Below are 25,039 nucleotides of genomic sequence, written 5' to 3'. Positions count from 1 at the left end.
TGACGGCATGACCCAAACCGCCGCCTCATCCGCCGACGCCCCGTCCGTCGTCTCCAGCCTGCGCGAACTCCGGGAGATCGGCGTCACCGTCCTTGTCGCCCTGGTCCTGGCGACCCTCTTCCGCATCCTGCTGTTCCAGCCCTTCACCATTCCCTCCTCGTCGATGGAGCCGGGGCTCGTGACCGGCGACTATATCGTCGTGTCCAAATACGCCTATGGCTGGAGCCGAGCGTCCCTGCCCTTCAATCCGCCCCTGCCCGACGGCCGGCTGCTGGGACGTCAGCCGAAACGGGGCGACGTCGTGGTGTTCCAGCGTCCCCACGACCCGGACGAGGTCTGGATCAAGCGCGTCATCGGTCTGCCGGGCGACGCCGTTCAGGTCCGGCACGGGCAGGTTTTCGTCAATGGACAGGGCGTCGCTCAGACCCCTCTCCAGATGGTCAGCGACCATGACGCCCCCCATCGCCGCGTGCTCGAAGTCCGCGAAACCCTGTCGAGCGGCAAGACCTATGTCACCTATGAGGGAGGGCCCGATCAGCCGGGCGACGACACGCCGATCTACCGCGTGCCGGCGGGTCAGTACTTCATGATGGGCGACAATCGCGACAACTCGCTGGACAGCCGCTGGCCTGCCGATCTGGGCGTCGGCCTGCTGCCGGCCGCGAACATCGTCGGACGCGCGGAGATCATCGCCGCCTCGTGGAAGCCCGGCGCCGGCCTGTTCAAGCCCTGGACCTGGCTGAACCTGCAATGGGACCGGTTCCTGAAGCCCATCCGCTAGCGGGCGCGGAATTCCTCGAAGCTGACCGCGCCGTCATGGTTCCGATCCAGCCGCTCGAACACCGTCCGATCCGGGGTCACGGATTGGGCCAGAGACGGGGCAGCGACGGCGCCTAGCGCCAGTCCGGCGATGGCCGCCGCCAGCAACTGACGCCAGCCCATGCGGACCGACGACCGGCTTGTGCTCGACCGATCCAGTTCGCTGTCGATAAAGCGGCGGATGGCGTCGCTGGCCGTGCGGCCCTCGGTGCGGCATTTGTCCATAAAGGCGGTCTTGGTCGCGTGCGGCAGGCGCACCTCCACCGTCTCGCTCTTCTTGAGGGGTCTTTGGCGGTTCATTCCGGCCTCCTCGCGCTCAGTTCTTACAGCCCACCACCCAGGCGTCGTAGTTGGGGCTCTGCAGGCCGCTGACAGCCGGGGACGAAGCGAACATCCAGCCCCGGAACAGCTGCCGCGGATCGGCGGGCTGGTTCACGCCGCGCGACTGAAGCGAGACGTCGACATAGGCGATGGCGTCTTCGGTCAGTTCGTCAGGCGTGCTGACCTCGCAGGCGCGGACGCTGAAGATCAGGTTGCGGTTGAAGCGCACGGGCCGCCCGCCGACCTCGACCTCGAACTTCATGGTCTCGGCGGTGGTCTTGTCGATGGCCTGGATGACCGCGAACTTGCGCCGCTGGCGGCGGGCGGGCGTGGCCGGCTGTTCGATGGCCTTTTCGACGACCGGCTTCTCAGCTTCGGCCTCTTCTTCGGCCTTTTCGGCGACGGCGGCGTCTTCGGCGATGATGACGGACGGCGGCGGGGTCACGACCACAGGCGTAGAAGGCGCAGGCGCGCCGGCAGGCGGCGTCTCGGCCGGAGCAGTGGACGCAGGCGCGGCCGGCTCCTGCACCGGACGGGCGTCACGCGGCGAATCCTGAAGGACGCTGGCGGTCACAGCCCCGGCGCTCAGCACCGCAGCAACGGCCGCTCCGCCCAGCAGGAGCCGATTCGGTCTCACTCGGGCGTCCAGGCCTGATAGTCGCCGGTCGCGGCGGGACGCTTGGCCTCGGCGGCCAGCGAACCCTGCGGGCGCCACGCCATGGGCGTGCCGGTGAAATTGGGCAGGTGGTCCTTTTCCCAGGCGCGGCGCGGCAAGGGCGCCTCGGTCGGGGGCAGGTCGAAGGTGTAGCGCAGCCAGCCGTGCCAATCGGCCGAAACCTTGGACGCGTCGGCATAGCCTTCGTACACGACCCAACGGCGCTTGCGGCCGTCGTAGCTCGAGTTGTCCTTAGCCTCGTAATACTTATTGCCGATTTCGTCGGTCCCGACGTAGCGGCCACGCTTGGCGATCGTGAAGAGGGTGCCGATCGTGGCCCCGTTCCACCAGGCGAAAATCTTGTTCAGCACGTCGTCAAACCCACGCGAAATCACCGCAGAAAAGACCCGACGGCTGAGCCGGATCATAGAAACACTCGCCCGCTTCGTCCAGCGGCGCTTCATCCTTTCCCGTCAGCGATCGCTTGGACCGAGCCGGCAAATGACGGATGAATTGCGCGCCCGAACCAACGGCAGGCCGATAGGGCCGCGCCCCAGGCTTGCGGCAGGCCTTAGGGATAGTCACGACACGGCCTCAGTCGCCGCTTCCTGACCTCACGCCCTAACCTCACACCGATCCTATCAAGGCCTTCAAGCGATAGGCGGCGACGATCCGGGCGGTATTGGCCCGGGTGGCGCTGGCGGCGGCGCCTGTGGCCTCGCGCTCGGCGTTCAACAGGTCGATTTGGGGCTTCAGGCCGACGCGGACTTCATGACGGACGCTGGTCAGGGCCTGGACCGCAGCGGCCCTCTGTTCGTCGGACGCCTTGGCCACCAGTTCGGCGGTGTGGATGTCCTGCCAGGCGGCGAGAACCTGTTCCTCAAGGTTCATGCGGGCCGCGCGCAGGCGAGCAGAGGCGGCGCGCACCTCGGCGCTCGCCTCTGCAATCTTGCCGGAGGTCAGACCGCCGCTGAACAGGGTCCAGCGGCCACGAATTCCCACTGTCGCGCTGTCGGCGCGATAGTCGGGGAAGAACTGATCCCGAACCGAACCCGCCTCGGCGAAGGCGCTGACGGTCGGCAGGCGTTCGCCTCTGGCGGCGCGGGCGGCGGCCTCCTTCGCGTCGAGGTCGGCCCTCGCCCGCCGCAGGGCGGGACTGCCGCCGACGGCCAAGGCCAGGGCCTCGTCCAGTGAACCCGGCAATGGGGGATTGAACGGCAACGGCTTTAGGTCGATCGGCTCCAGGCCGGTCAGATTGCGGTAGCGGGCCCTGGCGGACACCACCATGCCCTCCGCGCGGGCCAGGTCGGCCCGCGCTTCGGCGGCGCGCGACGCAGCCTGGGCGACATCGGTGATCGGGGTTTCGCCAACCCGAAAACGTTCCCGCGCCTGTCGCTCGATCTCTACGGTCTGGACGGCAAGCTCACGATAGAGTCTCAGCACTTCTTCAGCCGTCAGCATGTCGCCATAGGCCTGGACCACAGCCAGGACGACTTGGCCATGAACAGCGTCCCCGCCGGCGTCGGCGGCCGCCATTCCGGCGCGCGCCTGTGCAATCCCCGCCCCTGCTCGACCGCCGGTGAACAGGGGTTGTTCGAACGTCAGCTGGGCGGCGCGCGGCGTGACGTCCGCCGCGCCCAGACCGAAGAAATCCCTCGGATCCAGTCGGCCCTGGCCGATGGTCCCGCTCAGGCTCAGAGACGGGGCGCGGGCGGATTGCGCCTGGCTGAGCCGACCTTTCGCGGCGTCGACTTCGGCGTCGGCGGCGGTGATTTCGGGCGCGTTGACGATGGCGGCGGCGATCGCCTCCTCCAGCGTCGTCGCCTGCGCCAGACCCGGCGCGGCCAGGATCAGGGCCAAGGCCCACGGAATGGCGCGGCGCAGGCTCATCGGAAGGCGTTTCCCGTACGCAGGCCCAGCGCCTTGAACGCCATCGCCGCGGGGCAGAAGCCGGTGAAGCCCGCCTGGATCATGTTGAGGCCCGCGAAGACGGTCAGGGCGATCCACCAGGGATGGACGGCGAGGGACAGCGCCACCCCCGCCAGCACGACGCATCCGGCGAAGATCATAACAGCGCGATCAAGGTTCATCGGTAGGCTCCGTTTCAAGAAAAATGGGTCACATGCGAAGCTTGCGGATGCCCATGATGTGCATCGCCAGCCGCTCGTAGGAGGGTTCGCTCTCGCCCTTGCGGACCTTGCGCAGGAAGTATTTCTCGAAGCCGACCTTGGCCAGGTGGACCCATTTGCCGCTCGCGGCCCAGTTCACATTCCGAGGCGGAATCTGCGGCTGGGCCACGAAGGCGACGCCGCCGTCGCCGAAGTCCGCCAGACAGACGGCGTTCCAGGTCGCCTCGGCCTGGGGCGTCTCGCAGGCGATCAGGGCGGCTATATTGGCGGCGACGGCGGCGACCATGCTTTCGATCATGAAACCGGTCTTGGGCACGCCCACCGGCACGGGGGTCGGGCCGGTCGGGGCGATGGCGACACAGACGCCCAGGGCGAAGATCTCCGGGAAGGTGGGATTGCGCTGGTGCTTGTCGATCAGGATGAAGCCGCGCGGATTGGTCAGGCCCGCGATGTCGCGGACCGCAGGCACGCCTCGGAACGCCGGCAACATCATCGAATAGCCGAACGGAAGCTGATGGCTCTTGGCGACGGCGCCGTCCTCGGCGATCTCCTCGACGTGCATCAGGCCCGGCTCGACCTTGGCGACACGGGCGTTGGTGATCCATTTGATGTGCCGCTCACGCAGCTTGCTTTCCATCAGGGACTTGGTGTCGCCGACGCCGTCTAGGCCAAGGTGGCCGATATAGGGTTCGGCGGTGACGAAGGTCATCGGCGCCCGGTCGCGGATCTTCCGACGTCGCAGCTCGGTGTCCAGGATCAGAGCGAACTCATAGGCCGGACCGTAGCAGGACGCGCCCTGGACGGCGCCGACGACGATCGGACCGGGGTTCTCCACATAGGCGTCGAACATAGCGGCGGCGTGCGAGGCGTGCGACGTCTGGCAGACCGACACCGTGTAGCCATCCGGCCCCAGCCCTTCGATCTCATCGAAGGCCAGATCGGGCCCCGTCGCAATTACAAGATAATCGTAATCAACACTCTCGCCGTTGTTCAGCTCGACCCTCTTCTCAGAGGCGTGGAGGCGTTTTGCGCCGACGGCGGTGAAGCCAATCTTCTTGCGCGCGAAGATGGGCGGCAGGTGGACCTGGATCTCCTCAGGCTCGCGCCAGCGAACTGCGACCCAAGGGTTTGACGGCACGAATGAATATGTCTCCGATTCAGCGATCATCAGAACGTCGGCGCGACCTTTGACCGCCGCTCGAATCTCGTAGGCGGCGATTGTCCCGCCCAATCCGGCGCCGATAATCACAATTCTGGGCTTGCTCACGGTTTCCTCCAGAGGCGTTTCAATCGCCCTTATGTGGCTTGACTGAATATAATGATTACATGATATATACAATCATAAAAGTGTGACGCCGCGATCGGCGGATCAAGGGATGTTGAAATGTTCGGATTTGGAAAGACGACGACCCATCGCGAGATCGGTCCGGCCGAGTTGCAGTCCATGCTCGCACAGGGCCAGGCGGTGCTGGTCGATGTACGAGAACCGGACGAGTTTTCCGCCGAACGCATAGCGGGCGCGGTCAACCTGCCTCTGTCGTCGTTCGATCCGGCCCGCTTGCCCGCGGCGGACGGAAAGACCGTCATCCTCCAGTGCGCCGGCGGAAAGCGCTCCGGCATGGCGCTGGAACGCTGCGCCAAGGCGCAGGCCGCGATCGACACCCATCTGGCCGGAGGCCTGGGCGCCTGGAAGTCGGCAGGCCTCCCGGTCGAGCGCGGTTGACCCGCGGGAAAGACGGAAGGACGACGGCGATGAAGATGTGGACCCTCATGGCGGCGGTCGCCCTGACCCTGTCCGCCTGCGGCGGCTCGGAAGAAAACACGACGCCGTCCGCCAAGGCTGCGGCCGTGGGAGAGCAGCTCGTCCTGACCTCCAACAGCCTTGCCGACACCAAGACGGTCGGCGGCGAGATCACTACCCGCGACCAGTCACAGGCCCGCGCGCGCATTTCGGGCGTCCTCGTCGTCCTGTCGGTGCGCGAGGGGGATATGGTCGGCAAAGGCCAGCAGATCGGACGGGTCGTCGACGACCGGATCGGTTTCGAGACCCGCGCCTATGACGCCCAGATCGCCGCCGCGGAGGCCGAGGCGACTCGCGCCCGCGCCGATCTGGGACGGATTCAGGATCTGTACGACCACAATATCTACGCCAAGGCGCGCTTGGATCAGGCCGTCGCAGCGTCGCGCGCCGCCGACGCCCAGGCCGCCGCCGCTCGCGCGCAACGGGGCGCCAGCGCCAGCATGGCCGGCCAGGGCGCGATCCTGGCGCCGGCCGCCGGACGTGTGTTGAAGGTCGAGGTCACGGCGGGGTCGGCGGTCAGCCCCGGCATGTCGATCGCGACCATCACCGCCGGTCCGCCCGTCCTGCGTCTTGAGCTGCCGGAATCGCTCGCCGGCCAGGTCAAACCCGGCGCGCGCGTCCTGCTGACGGCCGACGATCTTCCGGCCGAAGCGCGCCAGGGACAGGTGACCCAGGTCTATCCCGCCATCGTCGGCGGGCGGATTCAGATTGATGCGACCGTACCGGGCCTGACCACCGAACTGGTCGGCCGCAGGGTCGCGGCCTCGATCGAGATCGGCCAACGTCAGGCCCTGACCGTACCCCGGCGTTTCGTGACGACCCGCTACGGCCTGGACTATGTGGAGGTGATGTCCCCTGACCGGAAGCGCAGCGCCGTCCCGGTCCAGACGGCCCCCACGAACGACCCTGAAACGCTCGAAATCCTGAGCGGCGTCAAGGCCGGCGACCGGCTGGTCGCGACGAGGACGCAAGGATGAAACTGGGCCTTTCCGGGCGCCTGACGCGCTTCACCATCGCCTCGCCGCTGACGCCGCTGTTCCTGCTGGCGGCCATCGCGGTCGGCCTCTTGGCCCTGTTCTCGATCCCGCGCGAGGAAGAGCCGCAGATCAGCGTGCCCATGGTCGACGTCCAGGTGGCGGCGCCCGGCCTGGCGGCCGCCGACGCCGTCGAACTGATCGGCATTCCGCTCGAGACCATCGTCAAGAGCGTGAACGGGGTCGAGCACGTCTACACCCAGGCCGAAGACAACGGGGTGCTGGTGACAGCGCGCTTCCTGGTGGGGTCGAATCCCGAGGACGCCGCCATACGGATCGAGGAAAAGCTGCGCGCCAACCAGGACCGGATTCCGGTGGGCGTCCCCGATCCCAAGGTGACGGTGCGCGGGATCGACGACGTTCCGGCCATCGTCCTGACCCTGACCCCAAAGCCGGGCGCAGCGGGTCAATGGACCGATCAGGCCCTCTATGACCTGGCGCACAAGCTGCGCACCGAAATCGCCAAGGTCGATGACGTGGGCCTGACCTTCATCACCGGCGGCCGACCCGACGAGATCCGCATCGCCCCCGATCCGGCCAAGCTCAATCAGTATGGCGTTCCGCTGGGCCGCGTGATCGAGACGGCGTCCCAGGCCAACCGCAGTTTCCCGGTCGGCAATATCCGCGAGAACGGTCAGGCCGTCGCCGTCACCTCAGGCCAGACCCTGGCCTCATCCCAGGACGTCGGCCTGCTGACCGTCCGCTCCGTCACCGGCGCGCCGGTCTATCTGCGCGACGTCGCAGACGTGGCCCAGGGGCCGCGCGAAGACCAGGCCCGCGTCTGGCGCTGGGCCCGGCATGACGGTCAGTGGGCCAGCACGCCCGCCGTCAGCATCGCCATCGCCAAACGCGCCGGCGCCAATGCGGTGGTGGTGTCCGAGGCCGTGCGTCAGCGCGTCGAAAACCTGGAAGGCAAGCTGATCCCTGAGGGAGTCGAAGTCGCCGTCAGCCGCGACTATGGCGAGACGGCGAATGAAAAGGCCAACGAGCTGCTGTTCCACCTGGCGTTGGCGACCGTGTCGATCGTCGTGCTGATCGGCTTCGCCATCGGCTGGCGCGAGGCCGCCGTCACCGCCGTGGTCATTCCCACCACCATCCTGCTGACCCTCTTCGCCTCCTATGTGATGGGCTACACGATCAACCGCGTCAGCCTGTTCGCGCTCATCTTCTCCATCGGCATCCTGGTCGACGACGCCATCGTCATGATCGAGAACATCGCCCGTCACTGGGCGATGCGCGACGGCCGCAGCCGAACGGAAGCGGCCGTCGAGGCGGTGGCCGAGGTAGGCAACCCCACCGTCGTGGCGACCCTGACCGTCGTGGCGGCCCTGCTGCCCATGCTGTTCGTGTCGGGACTGATGGGGCCCTATATGGCCCCCATCCCGGTCAACGCCTCGGCGGCGATGATCTTCTCCTTCTTCGTGGCTGTGGTGATCGCACCCTGGCTGATGATCCGGTTCGCGCGAAAGACCCTGGCCCACGGCGGGCCCGATCAGGCCCATGAAGAGGGCGGCGGCAAGCTGGGGCGGCTGTACGCCCGCGTGGCCCATCGCGTGATCGACAAGCGGTCGTCAGCCCGCAACTTCCTGATCGGCGTCGGCGTCGCGACCCTGCTCGCCTGTTCGATGTTCTACTTCAAGGCGGTCACGGTGAAACTGCTGCCCTTCGACAACAAGTCGGAGATCCAGGTGGTGGTCGATATGCCCGAAGGGACCAGCCTGGAAGCCACCTCCCGCACCCTTGACGAGGCGGCCGCCCAGATCCGCGCCCTGCCGGAGGCGGCGGCCATGGAGGTCTATGCCGGCGCCTCGGCGCCGTTCAACTTCAACGGCCTGGTGCGGCACTATTTCCTGCGCGACCGGCCCGAGATGGGCGATCTGATGATCTCCCTCCTGCCCAAGGACGAGCGGAGCCGCTCCAGCCACGCCATTGCGCTGGATCTGCGCGCCAAGCTGAAGGCCCTGCCTCTGCCTGCCGGAGCCTCTATCAAGGTGGTGGAGACGCCGCCCGGACCGCCCGTCCTGGCCACCCTGCTGGCGGAGATTTATGGCCCCGACGCTGAAACCCGGCGCAAGACCGCGCTGGAAGTCGAAAAACTGTTCCGCTCCGTCCCCTATATCGTCGATGTCGACAACAGTTTCGGCCAGGAACGGCCACGGCTACGGCTGGTCCCGGTACGGGATCGCCTGGATTACTATGGCCTGTCCGAACGCGAGTTACAGGATTCCATAGGCGCGATCCTGGCCGGCTCCACGGTCGGTTACGCCCCGCGAGGGGACGGTCGCGTCCCCCTGCCGATCACCGTCGCCCTGCCCCAGTCGGCGCGCAGCTGGAGCCGCACCCTGGCCACGACGCCGGTGGCGGTGACGACCGGCCCTGCGGGGCCGCGCCTGATCGAACTGGGCGAGGTCGTTGACGGTCGCCGTGAAGCGGGCAGTCACGCCGTTTTCCGTCGCGACGGCCGACCGCTCGACATGGTGACCGCCGAACTGGCCGGCGAATACGAGGCCCCCATCTACGGCATGCTGGCGGTCAATCGCGCCATCGAGGCCCACGACTGGGACGCGCTGGGCCTGCAAAAGCCGGCGATCCGCCTCAACGGCCAGCCAGAGGACGAATCCGTCCCCTCGCTGCTGTGGGACGGCGAGTGGGAGATCACCTGGGTCACGTTCCGCGACATGGGCGCCGCCTTCATGGTCGCCCTGCTAGGCATCTATGTGCTGGTTGTGGCCCAGTTCCGCAGTTTCAGACTGCCCCTGGTCATCCTGACCCCCATCCCCCTGACCCTGATCGGTATCGTCATCGGCCACATGCTGTTCGGCGCGCCCTTCACCGCGACCTCAATGATCGGCTTCATCGCCCTGGCGGGCATTATCGTGCGCAACTCGATCCTGCTGGTGGACTTCATCCGGCATACGGCCTCGCCCGACAAACCCTTGCGCGACGTCCTGATCGAGGCGGGCGCCATCCGGTTCAAGCCGATCCTGCTGACCGCCCTGGCGGCCATGATCGGGGCGGCGGTGATCCTGACGGATCCGATCTTCCAGGGTCTGGCGATCTCGCTGCTGTTCGGCCTGGCCTCCTCGACCCTGCTGACCGTCCTGGTCATTCCGGCCATCTATGTCGTGCTGCGGGATGACGGAAAGCCGGCGACCCGATGACGACGCAGGACGCCCCCCTGGCGGATCTGGCCGACCACGCCCACCAGGCCGCCGCCGTACTGAAGCTGCTGGCCAACGAACACCGCCTGCTGCTGCTCTGCCGGCTGGCCCAGGAGGAGATGTCGGTCGGGCGGCTCGTGGCCCTGTGCGGCTCGTCCCAATCCGGCGTCTCGCAAAACCTCAGACGTCTGCGCGAGGGCGGTCTGGTCAAGACGCGCCGCGTCCGCTCGACAATCTACTACAGCCTCGCCGACCCTGAGGTACGCCAGCTCGTAGAAACCTTATGCGACCGCTTCGGTCGTCCAGAAAAACCGCGGTTGAGCCATTGACCGGCCGGGGGCGTTTCCGCCCCACGACAGCCGTTCGCCGCTACCCCCGATGCACAGGAGCCACGCGGGCGAAATGAGCCGCGTCGCCGCGCGGACGGGGCGGCGCATCTGACACCCTCGGCTCGGCGCGCTGGGAGAGCCTGCCGCCGTCGCCGCAGAAGATTTCGTACAACATACCCATCACAGCCTGAGCCTTGGCGTCGGCGATGGAGTAGTAGATCGAGCGGGACTGGCGCCGGGTCTTCACCAGGCCGGACTGGCGCAACTCCGCCAGCTGCTGCGACAGCGCCGGCTGCTTGATGCCCAGATCGGCTTCAAGTTGGCCGACCGACCGCTCTTCTGCGGCGATATGGCAGAGGATCAGCAAGCGATTGGGATTGGCCAGCTGACGCAGCAGTTCCGCCGCCTGGGGCGCCTTGCTCCTCAGCCGCTCCATAGCGGCGGCGTGATCTTCGCTCATACGCCGCGCTCGCGGTAATACCAGGGCGCGTCGCCCTCGCCGTCGATCAGGGCTGCGTCCAGGGTGGTGGCGGCGGGCTCCAGCAAGGGCTCGCCCGGAGACCATCCCGCCGGAGTCGACGCCTGCTCGCGGTCGGCGGTCTGCAGCGCCGTCACCAGCCGCAGCAGTTCCTCGACCGAACGGCCGATGTTCATCGGATACCAGCTGATCGCGCGCACGATTCCGGCCGGATCGATGACGAAGCTCGCCCGCACCGTGGCGCTGTCGCTGGCGCCGGCGTCCACCATGCCGAAGGCGTGGCCGATGGCCATGGACGGATCCTCGATGATCGGGAAGGTCACCTTGACGTCGAAGCGGCGATAGATGTCCTTCAGCCAGGCCAGGTGGGAATACAGACTGTCGACCGACAGGGCCATCAGGTCACAGCCCAAGGCCTCAAACGCATCCGCCCGCTTGGCCAAGGCAATGAACTCGCTGGTGCAGACCGGCGTGAAATCGGCCGGATGCGAAAACAGCACCAGCCAACGCCCGCGATAGTCGCTGAGCCGCTTCTCGCCCTGGGTCGTGCGCGCGATGAAGTCCGGCGCCGGATCATTAATGCGAAGGGGGCGCAGCCCCGCAGCGCCGAGTGCGCCTTCGACGGCAAGCGTGTTCTCAATAAAATTCATCACGCATGATTAGGCGGTTCAAAATGTACCCGCCACCCTAAAATACGCACCTATATAAACTATGAAGATTTATAGATGTTGCGCGAGAGGCTTCTGACGCTGCCGCGCTTCTTGGTCCGTGAGCTGGATCGGCTGATCGCCCGACGCGGGCGCCCGGCCATGATCGTCAGCGACAGCGGGACCGAACCGAAGGACGGCGCAGCCAGATGACCAGCCGGGCGATCCTTGAATGGACCAACCGCACTGGCGTTGCCTGGCCGAGGCCCGCGCCGTCATCGATGCGATGGAGACACAGGACATCAACACCCTGATCGACTGGCGACTGGCCGAGTTGAAGATGCAGTTGGCCAGGTCGGGTCAGTAGGCGGCCTGGGCGTTGAAGGCGCGCGTCTCCTCGACCGTCAGGAAGTGGGGATTGGTCGCAGAATCGTACTGGAAGCCGGGCGTGACCCGCTCGCCGATTTCCCCCAAGGCGTTGCGGCCGAAATCCGCATTTGAGCTGTGGAAGCGGATCGTGGGCGCGATCACATAGTGGTCAGGGAAGCCGTAGGTCAGGTGGGAGTCATCGGTCGGGCACATGACTTCATGCAGCTTTTCGCCTGGCCGCACGCCGATGACATGCGTAGGCATTCCCGGGGCCAGCGCCTCTGCCAGGTCGAGGATCCTCACCGAGGGAATCTTCGGAATGAAGATTTCGCCGCCTTGCATCCGCTCGAAGTTGGTGAGGACGAAATCAACGCCCTGACGCAGTGAAATCCAGAACCGGGTCATGCGCGGGTCGGTGATGGGCAGGGACTCCACCCCTTCTGCGATAAGCTTTTCAAACAGAGGCAGAACCGAGCCCCGCGAGCCGACCACATTGCCATAGCGGACCACCGAGAAGCGCGTGCGGTGGCTGCCCGCCATATTGTTGGCGGCCACGAACAGCTTGTCCGAGACGAGTTTGGTCGCTCCATAGAGGTTGATCGGACTGGCGGCCTTGTCGGTCGACAGGGCGATCACGCTCTCGACGTCATTGGCCAGGGCCGCAGCAATGACGTTCTCGGCGCCGCTGATGTTGGTGCGGATACACTCCGTCGGATTGTATTCCGACGCCGGCACCTGTTTCATCGCCGCCGCATGGATGATGAAATCAACGCCGCGCGTGGCCTGTATCAGCCGCTCCCTGTCACGCACGTCGCCGAGAAAGAAACGCATGCGCGGATCGGAAAACTCGTGCTGCATCTCGAACTGCTTCAGCTCGTCGCGCGAATAGACAATTACCCGCTTAGGATCGTAGCGCTCCAGGATGGTGCGGACATACATCCGCCCGAAGGAGCCCGAGCCTCCCGTGATCAGTACCGATTTGTCGTCGAACATGGCGATTTCTGGTGCCCTAAACTAATGCTGCGCGCAGGGCATCCGCAGCGCCGACGCGTCTGAAGAGCGCCCGGAAGGCTCTAATGCAAGTTTTCGCATGTCCTGAGCAGCATCAGCAACACTCTCCAAGGCGCCGAGAGCCTCCCGCGATCGCCCCATGGTCTGTCAGTCCAGCAATGACCAGACCAGCGGGGTGCCCTTCACGGCGTCCTGCCGCAGTCTGCGCCCGAGGAGTTCGCGATAATGGCGGGGGTGGAGGCCGTCGCCGGGGCGAACGGAACGAAGGTTCTCGGGGGTCAAAGCCTCCCCCTTCTTCATGTCCATCGCGATAAACAGTGATCGGCCGAAGCGGCGGTTGATCAGAGCCTGGCCCGTGGGGCCAGACTGGACGCCGCCTATGGCTTGCTCGGCGATCCTGACTCCCTTGACCAGGCTGGCGAAGTCGTCCGGCGTCAGCGAGAAGCTGGCGTCAGGTCCGCCGATGGCGCGGTCGAGAATGAAGTGCTTCTCGATCACCCGGGCGCCCAGCGCCACTGCGGCGATGGCGACCGCATTCTCGGTCGTGTGATCCGACAAGCCCATCCTGAGGCCGAAGGTCTTGGCCCAGACCGGTATCGTCGCCAGATTGGCGTCCGACGGCAGCGCCGGATAAGCCGAGGTGCATTTCAGCAAGGTGATGTCATGGTTGCCTTGCCGATGACAGGCCGTGATCGCCTCCTCGATGTCCCCCATGTTGGCGATGCCGGTGGAGATGATCATCGCGCGCCCCTTGGACGCCGCATGTTCGATCAGCGGGATGTCCGCGATCTCGAACGAGGCGATCTTGAAGATCGGCACGTCCATCTCATCCAGGAAGTCGACAGCCTCGAGATCGAACGGCGACGAGAAGAAGGTCAGGCCGAGACGATGGGCCTCCGCCTGGATCGGTGCATGCCATTCCCACGGCGTTTGAGCCTCGAGGTAGAGGTCGTGCAGGGTCGCGCCGTCCCACAGGGTTCCGTCGTTGATCTGGAAAGGCGTCGTCCGGCAGTCAAGGGTGATCCCGTCGGCCGTGTAGGTCTGGACCTTGATCGCATCGGCCCCAGCCGCCGCCGCAGCGCGCACGGTCTCGAGGCAAACCTCAAGCGAACCGCCATGGTTGGCCGAAAGCTCCGCCACCATGAACACATGGTCCGGATAGGTGAAGCTCATGCCGCATCTTCCTTGAATACGCTCGCCATCAAGGCCGCCCGATCAGAAGGCCAGTCGTCGGCCAACCGCGCCATACAGATGATATCCTGCATCTCGCCATCCTTCAGACGCGCTTTCGCAAGCAAGCCTTCACGGGTGAAACCAAACCGCTCGTGCAGCCGGACGACGCCGCCGTTGAAGGCGAACACCTCGCAGCACAGTTTACGGATCCCAAGCGGCCCGAACGCCTCGTCCAGCGCGAGCAGTTCCATGGCGGCGCCCGATCCGCGCGGCATGTCCGACTCTCCGAGATAGAAGGCCCAGTTGGCGCGGCCATGGGCCCGGTCAATTTCGGTGAAGGATACGAAGCCGACCGGCCGGTCGCTGTATTCAAATATGCGATAGGCGGCGGATCGGTCCACCAGGCTGCTATCAAACCAACGGTCATGCTCGTCGACCGTGATGATGTGGTCACTGTACATGTTGGCGCGTATGCGATCCTGATTGCGCCACGACAGGACGAGGGCGCGATCCTCCTCAGCCATCGGCCGCAATCGGCAGTCGGCGTATCGCATCAGACGCGCTCCTGAACCATGGACCGCTCGAGATGATCGAACAGACGTCGAACCCCCTGCCCGTCGACCACGCCTGCGGCTCTGGCGCCGATGCTCTGTCGCACGACGGGATCCTGCAGATGAGCCATCGCCGCCTTCACTCGCACCTCGAGGTCCGCAGCGTCCCAAACGCCCGCGACAATGTAGCCGCACAAGGCCGGCCAGTGATCGAGATTGGCCTTCTGGTTTGCGGCGATTCCGACGAGGATGGCCGGCGTGCCGCACCGGGCGAGTTCGAACACCGTCTGCCCCGCACCGCTGATTGCGATGTCCGCCTCCAGCATCAGGGACGCCATGGCGGCGGCGTCGATCGCCTGATGCACGGACACGCCGGGCATCACGGGCGGCGCCGGCTGGCCGGCGCCCAGCACCAGATCAATCCTCCCCGCAGGAAAGGCCTCCCGGGCCAAACGGGCCATGGGCACGCCGAGCCCGTGCAGGTCGCCTCCGCCGAAGATCACCAGAATCCGCTCGACGTCAGGCCGCGCGGGCAGGCGCTCCGGCAGATCCCAGAACGGCGGACGCAAAGGCTGCCACGACGGGCCGTTCAGCACCCTTTCGCTTTCGGACGTCTCGGAGACCGGCCGATCCGGGGCCGGATGAACGACCACGCCTGACGGATAGGACCAGCCCAGGTCATCGATGAAGACTGTGACGTCAGAATTGGATGCGATCGTCTCCATGGCCTCGGCCGAGGCGGCATAGCTGTCGATCAGAGCGATGCCCGCCCGAATACCGCCCGGGGTCTCCCCGTCCTCCTGCCAGCGACGCTGGATCACGTCCTGCCCGGAGCCGATCGCGGCGACAGCGACCGCGTCACCGTCCAGAATCCAGCGAACCTGTCCGCCTCGCAGCAACCAGCCTTCCGCATATGCGCTGCACCGACTGACGTGGCCGAGGCCCCGGACCCGATCGCCTTCGGTGAACACTATAAGCAATCCCGGCGTAGTCATCGCGATGCGCCGGAATGAGGCAGACTTTGTTGGCGTTCGGTCAGCCGCCAATCCACTTTGGCGTCCATGTCTTGAACCTCGATTTCGACGTGGGTCATTGCGTATAATGTCCCCGCGAAAGGGTTAGGCCGGGTTGTCGTCTCGCCTAGCTAGCTACGCGATTTGCCGCGGCGATGCACGACTATTGAACTGACAATAAGGCTCAACAAGCTGTCGCGACGACCAAAGTCGCTGCACGAAGACTTTGACCCTATAGTCGACCCTCCGTTGGCTTTGCCACCGAAACCCTAACCGCTCGCTCCGGTCCGGAATCAGGGTAGTTTGATCCGAATGTCCCTCAAGTTTCGAGGGCTCGCACGGTTGAGAACCTCTTTTTGCCTACCGCTCACGAGCGGTTCGACGCCGAAGGATAAGATGAAAACGACTACAAGCGGGGGAAGGCAATGAGCACGGCGGCCGAGAACACCAGCATAGGGCCATCTGTGACAGAGGCGCTGATCTCTGATGGCGCATATCGGTTCGAATGGCCGCTGGACCCCGCAGGCGCGACAGCGCTGCTGAACAAGATCAGGGCTGTGCGTCGGTTCGACGAGAGCCTGTTCCTGGAAGAAAAAGCCTTCGACCTCAATCCGCAGTATCGCGGCGTAAACCCTCGTCCTGGGCGAAATCTTCTTGAACGGTTCGATGCCGAGCTGGCTTTTGTTGAGCAGGATCGCGGTATGATGAGCGCCCTCACAGAGGTGCTTGGACCTGACTATGTCATCACAGACCGCAAGATTGTCTGCGGCGTCCCATCCCGATCGATTCCAAACTGGTTGAAGGCGCGCATCGAAGGCGCCCCCGTCAACAATCTGGGTCCGTATGTGAAACCCGAGTACCGGGATGTGACCTATTTTTACGGGATCGACTTCCACCAGGACATCATCGACTTCAAAGACCGGGAAGCCGATTTTGTCACGGTATATGTTTACCTTCATCCGGTCGCCCGATCTGACGCGCCGCTTTTCCTGCTCGAGGGCAGCCATGTGCTCGGTGCGACGACCTTCCCGCACATGCTCTCGCGCAAGGACGGACAAGCCTGGCTCTACAACAGCCTGGATGGGCAGTCTGTAGAGGTGCGACAGACCGTTCTGACAGGCCAGACGGGATTTGCCGCCCTCTGGCACCCTTTCACCCTGCATGGAACTCAGCCGGATACTGCGGACCACGAACGTATCTCGTTGCGCTATCTAATCAGCCGGCGATCCCCTTCCGCAGGGGGACTTACCGCCGTGAACGCAGCCATTCGAGGCCCGCTTCTCCTGGAGACGACGCGGATGGATCTGGCAGCGGACGGATCAGCGCAGATCAAAAACAACTTGGTGCGCACAGCCGAGGGTTGACCCCCTTACGTGCCAACGCCGCATGAATCGTGCCCAACATCTTCTCATCGAGAAAATTGCGCAGCCCTGAACATGTCTGACCCCATCGCCGCCCAACATCAGCCCATCGAATTCGCTCGGCGACTTATTCCAGCGGCTCGTCCGCGCCTACCCGACGCCGACGCAATTCTCCCGTATCTGCGTCGCATAGACGCGGCTCGGAGCTATTCGAACTTTGGCCCTCTTCTCACGGAGTTCGAATCCCGACTTGCGAGGCGCTTCGAGCCGGGTTCCAAGGTGGTCACCTGCGTGAATGGAACCCAGGCCCTGACCCTGACCCTAAATGCGCTGGACCTCGCGAAGGGCAGTCTGGTCGCCATTCCGTCCTACACCTTCGTCGCCACAGCCCATGCCGTTATCGCCGCCGGCCTGACCCCCCTGTTTCTCGACGTGGAGCCGAACGACTGGATGCTTCGACCTGAGACCGTGCGCGACGCCCTTGTATGGGCGCCCGCTCAGGTATCGGCCGTGGTCGTTGTCGCCGCCTTCGGCGCCATGCCGGATCTCGAAGCCTGGAAAGCGCTGCGCGAAGACACCGGCTTGCCGGTCGTGCTGGACGCCGCCGCCGCCTTCGATCAGGCGCGCGTAGCGGAAATCCCCACCGTCGTAAGCCTGCACGCGACCAAGGTCCTCGGTATCGGCGAAGGTGGATTTCTGGCGACAACGGACGCCGAACTGGCGGCGCGCGTCAGGCAGTCAACGACGTTCGGTTTTCGCGGCTCACGCCTCTCGGACATCGCGGCGACGAATGCGAAACTCAGCGAGTATGCGAGCGCAGTGGGGCTGGCCGCCCTGGACAGCTGGGAGAGCGACCGGCTGCAGTTTCTACGCGCCGCGCAGATGATGAAGGTCGCCATGACCTTTCTTCCTGAGGTTCAGTTCCAGCCGGGCTGGGGCGACGGCTGGGTCACCAGCGTGTGCTCCGTGGGCCTTCCGAACGGATCGGTTGACGCCGTTGAACACAGGCTCCAGGACCAGGACATTCACACCCGGCGCTGGTGGGATCGGGGTTGTCACTTGAATCCGGCTTTCGCTGAATGCCCGCGTGGGGATCTGTCCGTGACCGAGACGCTGAGCCGTTCCGTGCTCGGCCTGCCCTTCGCGATCGACATGGACGGGGATGATATTTCGCGTGTCGCCGCCGCCTTGAAATTGGCGCTTGCAGGCCGTTGACCGCGTGTGCCGCGCACCCAATTCGTCAATGGCGGCAGCGCCGGCTCCTTCCGTGTCACGGAGCAGGAAGGAAAGTCGATGATGGGAACGCCGCCCAAAGGCATAGGCAGCCTTTTCCCTGCGGCTGACCGGGCCAGCCCATCGTCATTCGCGGCGACAGTGTGGTCGGCTTGGACGGCTGGACAGAGCGACAACCGCGCTTTTTCGACCGCCCGCGCGGCCCTCGCCGCTCTGCTTGTGGCCCGCCAAGTGAAACGGCTCTGGCTGCCGGCCTATATTTGCCGCGCCTTGGTCGAGGGCGTGACAAGGGCGGGGGTCGAACCGATCTGGTACGGAGTGGACGATCAACTCAACTGCGACGTCGAGGCGGTGCGCGCCGGCCTGGCGCCCGATGATGCGGTCCTGACGATCTGCTGGTTTGGTCGCCCGCCCGAGGCCAAGTTCCAGATGCTGGCTTCCGACTTTCCCTCCCTCCTGATCATCGAGGACCGCGCCCAGGCGTTGGACCCGGGAGCGGGCATCCCAGGGGCAATCCGGCTTTACAGTCCGCGCAAGCTGCTGGGCGTGGCTGACGGCGGCCTTCTCGTTGGGTCAGACCTGCCTGCTCCCCCGACCCGGCCCGGGTCGCCCGACCTGTGGACGGCCAATGACCGCCGGCGTGCGGACCCCGAGGGGCGGGATCCTGACACATGGTTCCCAGACTACCGAGCCCGCGAGACAGCCTATGACGCCGAGCCCCGCTGTTGCAGCGATCGAACCCTCGCCGCTCTTGATCTCGTAGCCATCCAACCCGAAGCGGACGCCCGCCGCCGCAACTGGGAAAGCCTCGCTGCACATCTGGCTCCGTTTGCGTTGTGGCCCGATCCGGCTCCGCAATTCGCGCCCCTGGCTTTTCCTGTCGTCGTCCCGAATGCAGCCGATCTCGTCGCCCATCTTGCGGACCGGCGAATCTGGGCTGCTCGCCATTGGGAGAACCTTCCCTCTCCCAGCCAATTTGGCGCCGCCCACCGGCTCAGCGATCGTTGTGTTTCCTTGCCCCTGGACGGCCGTTACGGGCGGCCAGAGATGATGCGCATCGTCGACGCCGTCCTGGAATTCGCAGGCTCTACACCTCTGCCCACCGCTTAAGCGCGGTAAGCCGGAAAAAATTCGGTCTCCACGCCGGCGCTCAGGGCGGCATATCGCGCAGGATCGAGAACCGCACCGCACAGCGAAGTCATGACCTCTCCGTTGGCGAAACCGCTTTTGAAGGCAAAGAGCCCCCCCTCTCCGGAGCCGATCCCGGCGCCTCCGCCCAGGTTGACCACGCCCCGCCCCTCGAAATGTTGGATGGCCGTGTCGTAAAGGGCGAAACTGGCGCCGTTGGCGTATCCATCCTCATCGACCGCAGTCAGGTGGTTGTAGATGACGCCGTCGCAGGCGAACCATAGCGTCATGCCGACGACACGATCTCCGACCGAGGCTGCGAAGGCCACCAGCGCCGGTTCCTTCCCCATGACCTCGAAGCTGGCGTCGGGAAAGGCGGCCACCCCGGAGACGCTCCGGCGGGTCACCAGACCCCGGTAGAGGCGTTTCCAGTCTTCCAGCCAGAGCGGCAAGGAGCCGACATCGATTCGGCACCGGCGATGTCCCCGGCGGATGCGTTCGGCGTGATGCCGGCTGGGGCTGTAGCGGCCGCGGGCGGGGTCGATGGTCAGATGGGCCTTGAACGGCTGGACGAAGCCGAACGCCTCCGAGAGACGCACCCGCGGGGGGCCTGCAAGCGGATCAGGCACGAGAACGACCGAGATCAGACCGAGGCCGCGCAACCGCTCCAGTCCGCCGCTCAAGTCTGCGGTCGTCGCAAGCGCCGCCAAGGGGTAGAGGCCCATGGCATCCTCGCCGTAGCCAAAGGCGGGATTGAGATCCCGAGGAATGGAGCGCGCCAGGATCGGGACGCCCCACTCCGGTACGGCCACCGGCCGTCCCGCGTGGCCTAGCGCGTGGGCGTAGGCCAGGCTCGCATAGGGATGCACGAGCTCAGCTGTCCCAGTAACGGTTTTCGGCGACCAGATCGGCATAGTCCTGGCGTGTGACGCCGACGAGGATCCTGTCCCAGCGACGTCCTTCGCGGAAATGCCAGCCTCTTTGCCGACCCTCCTCGCGCCACCCGCATTTGCCGACATAGAGCCGGTGCGATGCGGCGTTGTATTCGATTATGTCGCCGTCCAGCCTTTCCAGCCGCAGCTCATCGAAGGCATAGCGCATGACCGTCATGACCGTGTCGAGACCATAGCCCTTGCCCTGTATCTCGGCGGCGCCCAGCATCATGCCGTGGAAGGCGGTCCCATTCTTCCAGTCTATGGCGACGAGGTTGGCCGTACCGAGCAGCAGGCCGTCGTCCAAGCGTTCGATCGCGAAACGCTGACTCAACCGGTCGGTCGCCAGACCGTCCAGCCAGGCCACGGTGCTCGCCTCGCTGGAGGGAAATTGCCAGCCGCCCAACTGCCTCCAGATGTCAGGGTCATTGGCCCAGCGATGAAGCATCGGGATATCGCCCCGCTCCAGCGCCCGCAGACGTATTCGGCGACCTGAAATGCTCATTCTGCAGCCTTTGCGACGACGAAGATGCTGGCGCATTCGCTCGGCCGTTCCTGGCCGAGAGCATAACAGGCTTCGAGGAAATCGTCGCTGATCAGCGGACCTCCAATCAGCGCGTTGAACTGAAAATTGGCCAAGGGCTTGTAGAAAATTCCTCCGCTGTGCTCAGCGTTCAGTCCCGCGGCCGCGACATCGCGTTGCAGGGTGTCCAGCCTGTAGACACGGCGATGACCCGCCGCCTCATCTGCGGCGGACAGGCCTTCCAGATGGCTGAACAAGCCCATCTTCACCGCGATGCGTCGCGATGGAGCCTCGGCGTTGGGCACAACCACATAGAGACGCCCGCCGGGCGCCAGAAGCGCACCCAGTCGACGCAGGGCGGCCACCGGGTCCGCGACGTGCTCCAGCACGTGCGAAAATACGATGGTGTCGAACCGCCGATCGGTCTCGTAGTCCTCGAGCAGGGCCTCGATGAGGACCACACGATCACCCAGCCGTTTGCGCGTGTGGGCGACGAAAGTGGGATCAGGCTCCAGAACCGTCAGGTCGTCGAACCGCTCAAGCAGCAGGCTGGTCTGGTCGCCGTGCGCGCAGCCGACCTGAAGACAGGCGCCGTCCGCGAACCATGGTGAAAAGGCGCGCATCATGTACCCCCGCATCAGGGCGTCGAACGGAGCTGCGCCCTCGCCGTAGGAGGCCACGGCCGCCGCCAACCGGTGATGTTCGGCCGAGGCGAGGGTGCTGGGGGGGAGAGTTGGATCTGTCGCGCTCATATCTGATCCGCCTTGAACGCCCAGTTTTCGGGGGGTTGATAATAGTCCTCGACGCTGGTCGGCACCCGGGCATGAAATCCCAGAAGTTGGCGCGCTGTCGGCGTCAGGCCGGAATGGGTTTCGACGGGCAGGAAGCGAGGCCAGTCCATATGCGGTTTCATGAACGGGCGGCCAAAACAAAGCGTCAGGCCGCGGCGCAGCGCGCCGCTACGATTGGGCGCCGCGCTATGAACCGCCAGGCTGTCGAACAGAATGATGTCCCCTGCCTGGCCGGTAAGAGAAATAGCCTGTTGGGCGAAATGGTCCGCCGAGGGCATGTCCTCTACGCGGTGCGATCCTTCCAGTAGTCGGGTCGCGCCGTTTTCGATGGTGAAGTCGTCCAGCATCACCAGCATGTTCAGCGACAGTCGAAAACCGTTGGACCAGGTCCGGATGTCCCTGTGGGGCTTGTGCGTATAGGTCGTGACCCCCGGGGGGTGCAGCGTCACCCCGAAATTCAGCAGAATGGTCTTGCCGTCGAAATAGTGCTCGATCTGGCCCATCAACGGCATATCCCCGACAAGACGATCCAGACTATTGTTCAGGCCGAGCGCGTGATGACCCGCGCCCTCCATATTGGCGGCGACGCCGTTCCGCACCTGGACCATGCGGCGCTCGGCATAGAGGGCCTCTGCGTCTCGTCCCAAGGCGGCGACATGGTCTGCGTCCAGCACGCCCTCGAAACGCACCCATCCCAAGGTCCGCATCTGTTCGTCGATCTGGCTCTGATCCAAGGTCATTAGGGTTCCAGTTGGACGAACAGGGCGGTGCCCATGACGAAGCTGCGGGCGATCCGGTCCGCGTGACGCGCGCACCAGGCGTCGCCTACGGTTCGAGGTCCATCGCCGAAGGCCCAGACATAGTCGTCAAAAACCACCCAGCCCCCAGGCGCCACGTGCGGCGTCCAGTTCTCAACGTCTTCGGTCACCCGCTCCAGAGAATGGTTGCCGTCGATATGCAAAAGAGCGATCCGGCCCTCATAGACGGTGCGGCCCAGGACCTCGGTCTCTACCGTCAAGCCGGAACAATAGGATTCGGCGGCCACAGTCGATGTCGCGCGAATATAGTTGATTCGCCCGTCCGCGAGGGGCGCGAGATTGGTCTCGAAGATGGTGAGAGCGTCGTCCAGGTTCATGGCTGCGCTGGCCTTGTCCAACATCGCCACGCCCTGCGCCAAGGCGTCGGCTCGCCATGGATCGATACACAGCACCGGCCCAAGATCGTGATGGCGTGACAACAGGGCCAACAAGGCTGCTGACCGGCCCCACCACGAACCGATCTCGACGATATCTCCGGCTGGAACGTGACGCGCGACCTCGATCATCGCCGCGATCTTGTCGTTGTCGGACATGCCGGGCACATCGTCCACGAAACGCAAGAGACCGGCCAGCCGGGGACCGGCGAGACGCGGAGCGCCGCCGCCGAACCAGTCGGGCGCAGTGCTGATCTCGGCTGCGCGGTCCCAGAGAGCGCGGTAAGCCCGCTCCTTGGCCAGAAGCGGCGAGACACTGATCAAGCTGACCTTCGCAGAGAGCCGCGGAAGAACTTCGGCAAGATGGGCGCTGACGACTTCATGAGGGGAATAGATGGCCGTGACGCCCAGACGCGCGATCAGGCGTCGCAAGGCCTCGGCGAAGTCAGGATCATGGACATAAGGCAGGTACTCCCAGCTGTCGTAGCGACCCGCCTCGGGATTCCACGCAAGAGACGACGCCCCGACGACACGATGTCCCCGCTCAGCCGCCTCGCTCCGGTATTTCAGAGCGTCCGGCGTCCCGGCCGGAAAGACGAGGACTGTTTCGGTCATGACTTCAGTGCGCCTCCGCGATCGCGCGCGCGTGCATCTCGCGAAAAATACTTTCGAGATTGCGCGTGAAGCCGACCTCGTCACGGTAGGGCGAGGCGTCAAACGCGGGGCGAACCCGCTGACGGAGACCGTCAAGGCGTGAAGCATCGCCGGTCAGGTCCAAGGCGCGCCTGACGTAGTCGCCCCAGTCCTTCGCGATCAACTCGGTCAGTCCGCACGGCACAAGCGCGGGCAGGCCAATCCGCGAGAAGAAGTCTTCGCCCTCGAGCGTCAGGACCGGCACGCCGTTCGCCAAGGCGTCGCATGTGGTGGTGCCGCCCGTGCAGGGCGAAGGATCGAGCGCCAGATCGACCTCGGAGAAGGCGTTCAGGTAGTCCGGCCCCGTGCTGTGGCCTTGGAACTGCAGTTGTTCGGGGCTGACCCCATAGGCGGAAAATCGAGCCTGCGTGGTCCGTTGCAGGACGGGATCGACGTAGTATCGGTACTTGAATAGCAGCCGGTTCGTCGGACGGGTCCGAAGGATTTCCGCCCAGGCGATCACGGTCTGTTCGCTGATCTTCGCCGGATTGTTGAAGGATCCGAAGGTGACGTAACCGTTGCGCAACGCCGGCGTCGGCGCAGGCTCGGGGCGATCCGGCGCCGGTCGATAGGGCGCCATGATGTCGCCCATTCGCCAAATCTTCTCGACGAAATAATCCGCCGTTCCGGGGGCGTCCATGCTGTCGGCGTGCAGCACATAGTCCATGCTGCTCAGTCCGGTGGTCTGCACGAAATTGATCCAGGCCACCTGCACGGGCGCCGGACGATGCCCGAAGACCGATAGCCGGCTGCCAGCCGTGTGACCCCAGACGTCGACGAGGACATCGATCCCATCCGCGCGGATTTGCTCGACGACCTCGGTGTCCGGCATCGCCCCGATCGCCCTGACTGTACAGGCTTCTGGCAGGCCGATCTCAACGGATGGATCCGCGCAGTAGAGGAAGACTTCCACGGACGCCGGGTCGTGAGACTCAAGAACGGGAACAAGAAACTGGGCCACCTGATTGCGCGAGAAGCTCGGGCCGACATAGCCGATCCGCAGGCGTCGATTTGCGGCCGACGAATTGGCGATCGTCTTCGTCCCAGATGTGTGTGGCGCGGCGTAGAGCGCGGCCCATTTGCGCGCCTCATCGGAGACCTGCTTCAGACGGTCAGGCCCGTGAAACAGCGCGTAGATCAGAAAGCCGTGGATTGCAGGCCCGGGAAAGCGCTCGACGGCAAGGGTAAAGACATCGATCGCCTCGGCCATCCGACCCTGATGCTGCATCGAGAGGCCGTAACTGATCAGGACATCCGGGACGAGATTGTCGAAATCCAGCGCATTGCTCAGAGCCAGCGTCGCGGCTCCCATCTGATTGGCGATATACAGCTGTCGACCCACGGACCCGCAGTAGCCGGGATCGGAGCGGAACCGCTCCATGTCCGTGCCGCCCGCCCGCATGACCGCCACAGCATGCAGATTGCAGGCATCGGTCAGAATTTGACGCGCAAGAGTCTCATGTCCGGCTGCAACAAGCGCGCTGTAAAGCCAGTATCGGCTTTCCCAGTCAGCAGGCTTGTTCTGCGTTATGGCGTAGAACAGTTCGACCGCTTGGTCCGCATCTCCACGGGCAAGGGCGCCGCAGCCGTCCTCCAGGGTCGGCGGGAAAGTGACGTCCTCGAGGGCATGGGAAACCAGCATGATGAGCGACCGTCTATCCTTTTATGTTCAAGTTGGTGTGCTTCGTTAAACGA

At 65.0% G+C, this 25,039-nt stretch carries 26 protein-coding genes and 1 pseudogene; 9 read left to right on the top strand and 18 right to left on the bottom strand.

Annotated features, from left to right (window positions below):
• Positions 1-7 precede the first annotated feature (7 nt).
• The gene (gene lepB / locus ACW17X_RS01000; RefSeq protein ID WP_492099088.1) at positions 8-781 is read left to right on the top strand and encodes a signal peptidase I; all 774 of its coding nucleotides are present in this window, start codon (positions 8-10) and stop codon (positions 779-781) included.
• Here the strand turns inward: lepB and ACW17X_RS00995 are convergent.
• The 6 genes and pseudogenes from ACW17X_RS00995 to ACW17X_RS00970 form a co-directional block, all read right to left on the bottom strand.
• Entirely contained in the window at positions 778-1,119 is a 342-nt protein-coding gene (locus tag ACW17X_RS00995; protein ID WP_492099087.1) for a hypothetical protein, read from the bottom strand. The two genes, lepB and ACW17X_RS00995, sit on opposite strands and share 4 nt — an antisense overlap.
• 16 nt (positions 1,120-1,135) lie before the next feature.
• Entirely contained in the window at positions 1,136-1,777 is a 642-nt protein-coding gene (locus tag ACW17X_RS00990; RefSeq protein WP_492099085.1) for a DUF2155 domain-containing protein, read from the bottom strand.
• Positions 1,774-2,166 (bottom strand): NADH:ubiquinone oxidoreductase subunit NDUFA12, encoded by a 393-nt coding sequence (locus ACW17X_RS00985; protein ID WP_271164000.1) that lies wholly within the window; start codon positions 2,164-2,166, stop codon positions 1,774-1,776. The genes ACW17X_RS00990 and ACW17X_RS00985 overlap by 4 nt, the downstream gene beginning before the upstream one ends.
• Positions 2,167-2,422: 256 nt before the next feature.
• Positions 2,423-3,685, bottom strand: a complete 1,263-nt coding sequence (locus tag ACW17X_RS00980; RefSeq protein WP_492099083.1) for a TolC family protein — start codon at positions 3,683-3,685, stop codon at positions 2,423-2,425.
• Positions 3,686-3,729: 44 nt separating this feature from the next.
• Positions 3,730-3,885, bottom strand: a pseudogene (locus tag ACW17X_RS00975) (YgaP family membrane protein); the annotation flags it as partial.
• A 28-nt stretch (positions 3,886-3,913) separates the two neighbouring features.
• Complete coding sequence (locus tag ACW17X_RS00970; protein WP_492100420.1) at positions 3,914-5,173, bottom strand: NAD(P)/FAD-dependent oxidoreductase; 1,260 nt, start codon at positions 5,171-5,173, stop codon at positions 3,914-3,916.
• Between the two features lie 135 nt (positions 5,174-5,308).
• On the opposite strand from ACW17X_RS00970, the gene ACW17X_RS00965 reads away from it, so the two are divergent.
• From ACW17X_RS00965 to ACW17X_RS00950, 4 genes are read left to right on the top strand one after another with little or no spacing between them, the layout of a single operon-like run.
• Positions 5,309-5,647 (top strand): rhodanese-like domain-containing protein, encoded by a 339-nt coding sequence (locus tag ACW17X_RS00965; protein ID WP_492099081.1) that lies wholly within the window; start codon positions 5,309-5,311, stop codon positions 5,645-5,647.
• A gap of 29 nt (positions 5,648-5,676) precedes the next feature.
• Complete coding sequence (locus tag ACW17X_RS00960) at positions 5,677-6,702, top strand: efflux RND transporter periplasmic adaptor subunit (RefSeq protein ID WP_492099079.1); 1,026 nt, start codon at positions 5,677-5,679, stop codon at positions 6,700-6,702.
• Positions 6,699-9,920: an efflux RND transporter permease subunit gene (locus ACW17X_RS00955; protein WP_492099077.1), complete on the top strand. Its 3,222-nt coding sequence runs from the start codon at positions 6,699-6,701 to the stop codon at positions 9,918-9,920. The genes ACW17X_RS00960 and ACW17X_RS00955 overlap by 4 nt, the downstream gene beginning before the upstream one ends.
• Positions 9,917-10,249: an ArsR/SmtB family transcription factor gene (locus tag ACW17X_RS00950; RefSeq protein WP_492099075.1), complete on the top strand. Its 333-nt coding sequence runs from the start codon at positions 9,917-9,919 to the stop codon at positions 10,247-10,249. Before ACW17X_RS00955 ends, ACW17X_RS00950 begins: the two co-directional genes overlap by 4 nt.
• Before the next feature lie 40 nt (positions 10,250-10,289).
• On the opposite strand, the gene ACW17X_RS00945 is transcribed toward ACW17X_RS00950, so the two are convergent.
• Together ACW17X_RS00945 and ACW17X_RS00940 are read right to left on the bottom strand one after the other, a co-directional pair.
• Positions 10,290-10,709, bottom strand: coding sequence for a metalloregulator ArsR/SmtB family transcription factor (locus ACW17X_RS00945; protein ID WP_492099073.1), 420 nt, complete (start codon positions 10,707-10,709; stop codon positions 10,290-10,292).
• A complete protein-coding gene (locus ACW17X_RS00940) occupies positions 10,706-11,377 on the bottom strand; it encodes a peroxiredoxin (protein ID WP_492099071.1) in 672 nt (223 codons plus the stop codon). The genes ACW17X_RS00945 and ACW17X_RS00940 overlap by 4 nt, the downstream gene beginning before the upstream one ends.
• A gap of 229 nt (positions 11,378-11,606) precedes the next feature.
• Here ACW17X_RS00940 and ACW17X_RS00935 point away from each other — a divergent pair, with 229 nt between their 5' ends.
• Positions 11,607-11,741, top strand: coding sequence for a hypothetical protein (locus tag ACW17X_RS00935; protein WP_492100486.1), 135 nt, complete (start codon positions 11,607-11,609; stop codon positions 11,739-11,741).
• On the opposite strand, the gene pseB is transcribed toward ACW17X_RS00935, so the two are convergent.
• From pseB to ACW17X_RS00915, 4 genes are all read right to left on the bottom strand, one after another.
• Positions 11,735-12,736 carry a UDP-N-acetylglucosamine 4,6-dehydratase (inverting) gene (gene pseB / locus ACW17X_RS00930; RefSeq protein ID WP_492099067.1) on the bottom strand — a complete coding sequence of 334 codons (1,002 nt, stop codon included), beginning with the start codon at positions 12,734-12,736 and terminating at the stop codon, positions 11,735-11,737. The genes ACW17X_RS00935 and pseB overlap by 7 nt on opposite strands.
• 165 nt (positions 12,737-12,901) lie before the next feature.
• Positions 12,902-13,927: a pseudaminic acid synthase gene (gene pseI / locus ACW17X_RS00925; RefSeq protein ID WP_492099064.1), complete on the bottom strand. Its 1,026-nt coding sequence runs from the start codon at positions 13,925-13,927 to the stop codon at positions 12,902-12,904.
• Positions 13,924-14,481, bottom strand: a complete 558-nt coding sequence (pseH, locus tag ACW17X_RS00920; RefSeq protein WP_492099061.1) for a UDP-4-amino-4,6-dideoxy-N-acetyl-beta-L-altrosamine N-acetyltransferase — start codon at positions 14,479-14,481, stop codon at positions 13,924-13,926. The genes pseI and pseH overlap by 4 nt, the downstream gene beginning before the upstream one ends.
• Entirely contained in the window at positions 14,481-15,449 is a 969-nt protein-coding gene (locus tag ACW17X_RS00915) for a hypothetical protein (RefSeq protein WP_492099059.1), read from the bottom strand. The genes pseH and ACW17X_RS00915 overlap by 1 nt, the downstream gene beginning before the upstream one ends.
• Before the next feature lie 467 nt (positions 15,450-15,916).
• Here ACW17X_RS00915 and ACW17X_RS00910 point away from each other — a divergent pair, with 467 nt between their 5' ends.
• From ACW17X_RS00910 to ACW17X_RS00900, 3 genes are all read left to right on the top strand, one after another.
• The gene (locus tag ACW17X_RS00910) at positions 15,917-16,855 is read left to right on the top strand and encodes a phytanoyl-CoA dioxygenase family protein (protein WP_492099057.1); all 939 of its coding nucleotides are present in this window, start codon (positions 15,917-15,919) and stop codon (positions 16,853-16,855) included.
• 72 nt (positions 16,856-16,927) lie between these two features.
• Positions 16,928-18,067 (top strand): DegT/DnrJ/EryC1/StrS family aminotransferase, encoded by a 1,140-nt coding sequence (locus ACW17X_RS00905; RefSeq protein WP_492100419.1) that lies wholly within the window; start codon positions 16,928-16,930, stop codon positions 18,065-18,067.
• 6 nt (positions 18,068-18,073) lie between these two features.
• Positions 18,074-19,195: an aspartate aminotransferase family protein gene (locus tag ACW17X_RS00900; RefSeq protein ID WP_492099054.1), complete on the top strand. Its 1,122-nt coding sequence runs from the start codon at positions 18,074-18,076 to the stop codon at positions 19,193-19,195.
• On the opposite strand, the gene ACW17X_RS00895 is transcribed toward ACW17X_RS00900, so the two are convergent.
• The 6 genes from ACW17X_RS00895 to ACW17X_RS00870 are packed head-to-tail and all read right to left on the bottom strand — an operon-like array spanning position 19,192 to position 24,986.
• Positions 19,192-20,082: a GNAT family N-acetyltransferase gene (locus ACW17X_RS00895; RefSeq protein WP_492099052.1), complete on the bottom strand. Its 891-nt coding sequence runs from the start codon at positions 20,080-20,082 to the stop codon at positions 19,192-19,194. The genes ACW17X_RS00900 and ACW17X_RS00895 overlap by 4 nt on opposite strands.
• A gap of 4 nt (positions 20,083-20,086) precedes the next feature.
• Positions 20,087-20,650 (bottom strand): GNAT family N-acetyltransferase, encoded by a 564-nt coding sequence (locus tag ACW17X_RS00890; protein ID WP_492099050.1) that lies wholly within the window; start codon positions 20,648-20,650, stop codon positions 20,087-20,089.
• The gene (locus ACW17X_RS00885) at positions 20,647-21,420 is read right to left on the bottom strand and encodes a class I SAM-dependent methyltransferase (RefSeq protein ID WP_492099048.1); all 774 of its coding nucleotides are present in this window, start codon (positions 21,418-21,420) and stop codon (positions 20,647-20,649) included. Before ACW17X_RS00885 ends, ACW17X_RS00890 begins: the two co-directional genes overlap by 4 nt.
• On the bottom strand, positions 21,417-22,199 hold the full coding sequence (locus ACW17X_RS00880; protein WP_492099046.1) for a phytanoyl-CoA dioxygenase family protein: 783 nt from the start codon (positions 22,197-22,199) through the stop codon (positions 21,417-21,419). Before ACW17X_RS00880 ends, ACW17X_RS00885 begins: the two co-directional genes overlap by 4 nt.
• Positions 22,199-23,266 (bottom strand): class I SAM-dependent methyltransferase, encoded by a 1,068-nt coding sequence (locus ACW17X_RS00875; RefSeq protein WP_492099044.1) that lies wholly within the window; start codon positions 23,264-23,266, stop codon positions 22,199-22,201. The genes ACW17X_RS00880 and ACW17X_RS00875 overlap by 1 nt, the downstream gene beginning before the upstream one ends.
• Positions 23,267-23,270: 4 nt before the next feature.
• The gene (locus ACW17X_RS00870) at positions 23,271-24,986 is read right to left on the bottom strand and encodes an O-linked N-acetylglucosamine transferase, SPINDLY family protein (protein ID WP_492099043.1); all 1,716 of its coding nucleotides are present in this window, start codon (positions 24,984-24,986) and stop codon (positions 23,271-23,273) included.
• Between the last annotated feature and the right edge of the window lie 53 nt (positions 24,987-25,039).

It is taken from the genome of Brevundimonas sp. FV1ye4L (assembly GCF_058681255.1).
The sequence above is the reverse complement of the archived record's forward strand: the minus strand, read 5'-3'. Positions and strand labels throughout refer to the sequence as shown.

What these genes read in the sequence shown, in the direction of transcription:
- ACW17X_RS00905 (WP_492100419.1), top strand. Translation starts at nt 16,928, where the DNA reads ATGTCTGACCCCATCGCCGCCCAACATCAGCCCATCGAATTCGCTCGG.
- ACW17X_RS00880 (WP_492099046.1), bottom strand. Translation starts at nt 22,199, where the DNA reads ATGACCTTGGATCAGAGCCAGATCGACGAACAGATGCGGACCTTGGGA.
- ACW17X_RS00890 (WP_492099050.1), bottom strand. Translation starts at nt 20,650, where the DNA reads ATGAGCATTTCAGGTCGCCGAATACGTCTGCGGGCGCTGGAGCGGGGC.
- ACW17X_RS00935 (WP_492100486.1), top strand. Translation starts at nt 11,607, where the DNA reads ATGGACCAACCGCACTGGCGTTGCCTGGCCGAGGCCCGCGCCGTCATC.
- ACW17X_RS00980 (WP_492099083.1), bottom strand. Translation starts at nt 3,685, where the DNA reads ATGAGCCTGCGCCGCGCCATTCCGTGGGCCTTGGCCCTGATCCTGGCC.
- ACW17X_RS00950 (WP_492099075.1), top strand. Translation starts at nt 9,917, where the DNA reads ATGACGACGCAGGACGCCCCCCTGGCGGATCTGGCCGACCACGCCCAC.
- ACW17X_RS00955 (WP_492099077.1), top strand. Translation starts at nt 6,699, where the DNA reads ATGAAACTGGGCCTTTCCGGGCGCCTGACGCGCTTCACCATCGCCTCG.
- pseH (WP_492099061.1), bottom strand. Translation starts at nt 14,481, where the DNA reads ATGCGATACGCCGACTGCCGATTGCGGCCGATGGCTGAGGAGGATCGC.
- lepB (WP_492099088.1), top strand. Translation starts at nt 8, where the DNA reads ATGACCCAAACCGCCGCCTCATCCGCCGACGCCCCGTCCGTCGTCTCC.
- ACW17X_RS00940 (WP_492099071.1), bottom strand. Translation starts at nt 11,377, where the DNA reads ATGAATTTTATTGAGAACACGCTTGCCGTCGAAGGCGCACTCGGCGCT.
- ACW17X_RS00995 (WP_492099087.1), bottom strand. Translation starts at nt 1,119, where the DNA reads ATGAACCGCCAAAGACCCCTCAAGAAGAGCGAGACGGTGGAGGTGCGC.
- ACW17X_RS00960 (WP_492099079.1), top strand. Translation starts at nt 5,677, where the DNA reads ATGAAGATGTGGACCCTCATGGCGGCGGTCGCCCTGACCCTGTCCGCC.
- ACW17X_RS00875 (WP_492099044.1), bottom strand. Translation starts at nt 23,266, where the DNA reads ATGACCGAAACAGTCCTCGTCTTTCCGGCCGGGACGCCGGACGCTCTG.
- ACW17X_RS00910 (WP_492099057.1), top strand. Translation starts at nt 15,917, where the DNA reads ATGAGCACGGCGGCCGAGAACACCAGCATAGGGCCATCTGTGACAGAG.
- ACW17X_RS00965 (WP_492099081.1), top strand. Translation starts at nt 5,309, where the DNA reads ATGTTCGGATTTGGAAAGACGACGACCCATCGCGAGATCGGTCCGGCC.
- ACW17X_RS00945 (WP_492099073.1), bottom strand. Translation starts at nt 10,709, where the DNA reads ATGAGCGAAGATCACGCCGCCGCTATGGAGCGGCTGAGGAGCAAGGCG.
- ACW17X_RS00870 (WP_492099043.1), bottom strand. Translation starts at nt 24,986, where the DNA reads ATGCTGGTTTCCCATGCCCTCGAGGACGTCACTTTCCCGCCGACCCTG.
- pseI (WP_492099064.1), bottom strand. Translation starts at nt 13,927, where the DNA reads ATGAGCTTCACCTATCCGGACCATGTGTTCATGGTGGCGGAGCTTTCG.
- ACW17X_RS00885 (WP_492099048.1), bottom strand. Translation starts at nt 21,420, where the DNA reads ATGAGCGCGACAGATCCAACTCTCCCCCCCAGCACCCTCGCCTCGGCC.
- pseB (WP_492099067.1), bottom strand. Translation starts at nt 12,736, where the DNA reads ATGTTCGACGACAAATCGGTACTGATCACGGGAGGCTCGGGCTCCTTC.